At 60.8% G+C, this 2,393-nt stretch carries 1 protein-coding gene and 1 pseudogene; one reads left to right on the forward strand and one right to left on the reverse strand.

The window, feature by feature from the left end:
• The first annotated feature begins 239 nt into the window (after nt 1-239).
• The gene (locus NKJ08_RS38440) at nt 240-1,115 is read left to right on the forward strand and encodes an MBL fold metallo-hydrolase (RefSeq protein WP_352532727.1); all 876 of its coding nucleotides are present in this window, start codon (nt 240-242) and stop codon (nt 1,113-1,115) included.
• 401 nt (nt 1,116-1,516) lie between these two features.
• Here NKJ08_RS38440 and NKJ08_RS38445 read toward each other — a convergent pair.
• Nucleotides 1,517-2,244, reverse strand: a pseudogene (locus NKJ08_RS38445) (IS5 family transposase); the annotation flags it as partial.
• Between the last annotated feature and the right edge of the window lie 149 nt (nt 2,245-2,393).

Raw genomic sequence — 2,393 nt, forward strand, 5'->3', positions numbered from 1 at the left:
GCACCTCATATCCGCCGTACAAGTGCCTCGACCGCCGATCGGATCGGCGGGCTGCAGCTTATGTCAAAGGCCATTGTCAGCAATCATGAGAGTGGTTAAGATCTAACGATTGGTACCCGATCGTAAGCGCGGCCACATCGCGAGCGCCTCCGTCTTCCTATCGGAAGAAATGTCTGACGCCATCTTGCCGCAAATGTTATCTCTAGCGATCCGTCCTCGATCGAAGAAGGATCGCATCAATGGACGATTGGAGAATCGGGAATATCTGGGTAACCAGAATTCTGGAGATGTGCGACCCTCTGGGGACGCCGTCGGAATGGTTCCCCGACTGCACCGACGAAGCACTCGAACCGCATCTTCATTGGCTCACGCCCCGATTGATATCGCCGGCAACCGGCCGGCTTATTCTTCCCATTCAGAGTTTTCTGGTTCGTACCGGCCACCACACCATTCTGGTCGACAGTTGCGTCGGCAACGACAAGACGTGCGCATACTTCCCGCATTGGCATCGCCGCAATGACGGCACCTTTTTGGCGCGCCTGGCGAATGCAGGTGTTGCTCCCGAGCAGATCGACTATGTGCTGTGCACCCATCTTCATATCGACCATTGCGGCTGGAACACACGATTGGTGGACGGGCGTTGGATACCGACATTCCCGAACGCCCGCTACATCATGGCGCGGCGCGAGTTCGAGGCCGCACAGGCCGCCTCCGGCGATGCCGACGAACGGACCTATGAGGACAATGTGCTGCCAATCGTCGAGGCTGGTCGGGCTGTGCTTGTCGATATGGATTATGAACTCGATGGCGAAGTGTGGCTGGAGCCGACGCCGGGCCACACCCCGGGGCACGTAGCCATCGGCCTGAGATCTCGAGGCGTAGGGGCAGTGTTTTCCGGCGATCTCATGCATTGGCCGATGCAATGCATATACCCCGACTGGAGCTTTCGGTACGACACGGACCCTGACCAGGCACGTCGGACGCGGTGGGCATTCCTGGAGGCTTGCTCGGACAATGGACGTATCGTCATGACATCGCATTTTCCCTTGCCGTCGGTGGGAACTATCTCGCGACGCCAGTCATCATTCTGGTTCGAGGATCATCAGCCGCCGTAATCGCCGAGGACGCCGACCACGCGAACCCGAACGGCGGGGGCGATCGCGCTCGGCATGTCCGGCGCGCGGATCGCCGGGAGGGCCGCGCTGGAGGCTTAGCAAATGCACGGCTGGCTCGCGCTCGCCACGATGTGCATCGGCGTCGGACAGGGCGTGACATAAGAGTGGGGTGGGATTCCTTTTCACGAGTGCGCATGCGAGTCTGTTGCATGCGCGCAGGAATATCGTTCACCGTTTCGCCAACCGATCGCCAGCGACTGACGGCGCTCATCCGGGATCGCAATGCGCCGCAGAAGCATGTCTGGCGCGCCGCCGGTCTCCCGGAGCGCGCTCCGGAAGACCAGCGGCAGCGCTATACTGGGGAAGATTCAAACGGCACTTCTGGGGAGTATTGAGCCGGCATCGACAATGTGCAGTGCGGCCACCCGTTCGGCATGCCCGTCGGCCAACATCAGGCAGGCTTCGACCAGCAGGCCGTGGCGGTTCTCCATCAGCCCATGCCCCATGAAGCACAGCTTGGCCTCTTTGCCCCGCCCTTTGCGGTAGAGCCTGGCGTCGGGATCGGTGGTCGAGGTATGCGTCTCGTTCGACCGTTTCTGGCCGTGGAAGTCCGCTTCCGTGTTACGCCCGCCGTCCTGAGCCGGCGGCTCGCCTGAGCTATCTTCGCCCGAGCCGCCCTTCGGCTTGACGCTCTTCATCGACGCCCAGGCCTCGATCAGCGTCCCGTCGACCGAGAAGTGATCCGTAGACAGAAGCTTCTTCACCTTGGGTTGCGCCAGCACGGTCGCAGGAACTTCGCCGCGATGTCGCCCTCCAGCAGCCGATCGCGGTTCTTCAAGAAAACCGAATGGTCCCAGGCCGCATCGTCCACGCCGATTCCGACAAACCAGCGGAACAGAAGGTCGTATTCCAGCCGTTCCATCAAAAGCCGTTCCGAGCGGATCGAATAGAACGCCTGCAACAGCATCGCCCTGAGCAGCTTCTCCGGTGGGATCGACGGCCGCCCGAGCGGCCAGTACAGCGCCGCGAACTCCCGCCCCAGCGCCGAAAGTGCCTCGTTCACAATCGCCCGAATACGGCGCAGCGGATGATCGCGCCGCACCCGTGCCTCAAGGTCCACGTAGCTTATATGAGGAGTGTCAAGGCCTTTAGGGCTCCGCTTTTTTAGGTCCGTTGGTTTTGCGTATCCATGGTCTGAGCCCGATTGCATGACGCGGCTCGTTTCCCGAGCCAGATCCAACTTATATACGGTCGCTGTTCGAAACAGCGGCACCAACA

The organism is Mesorhizobium sp. M0244, from assembly GCF_040321795.1.
GTDB lineage: Bacteria > Pseudomonadota > Alphaproteobacteria > Rhizobiales > Rhizobiaceae > Mesorhizobium.

What these genes read in the sequence shown, in the direction of transcription:
- NKJ08_RS38440 (WP_352532727.1), top strand. Translation starts at nt 240, where the DNA reads ATGGACGATTGGAGAATCGGGAATATCTGGGTAACCAGAATTCTGGAG.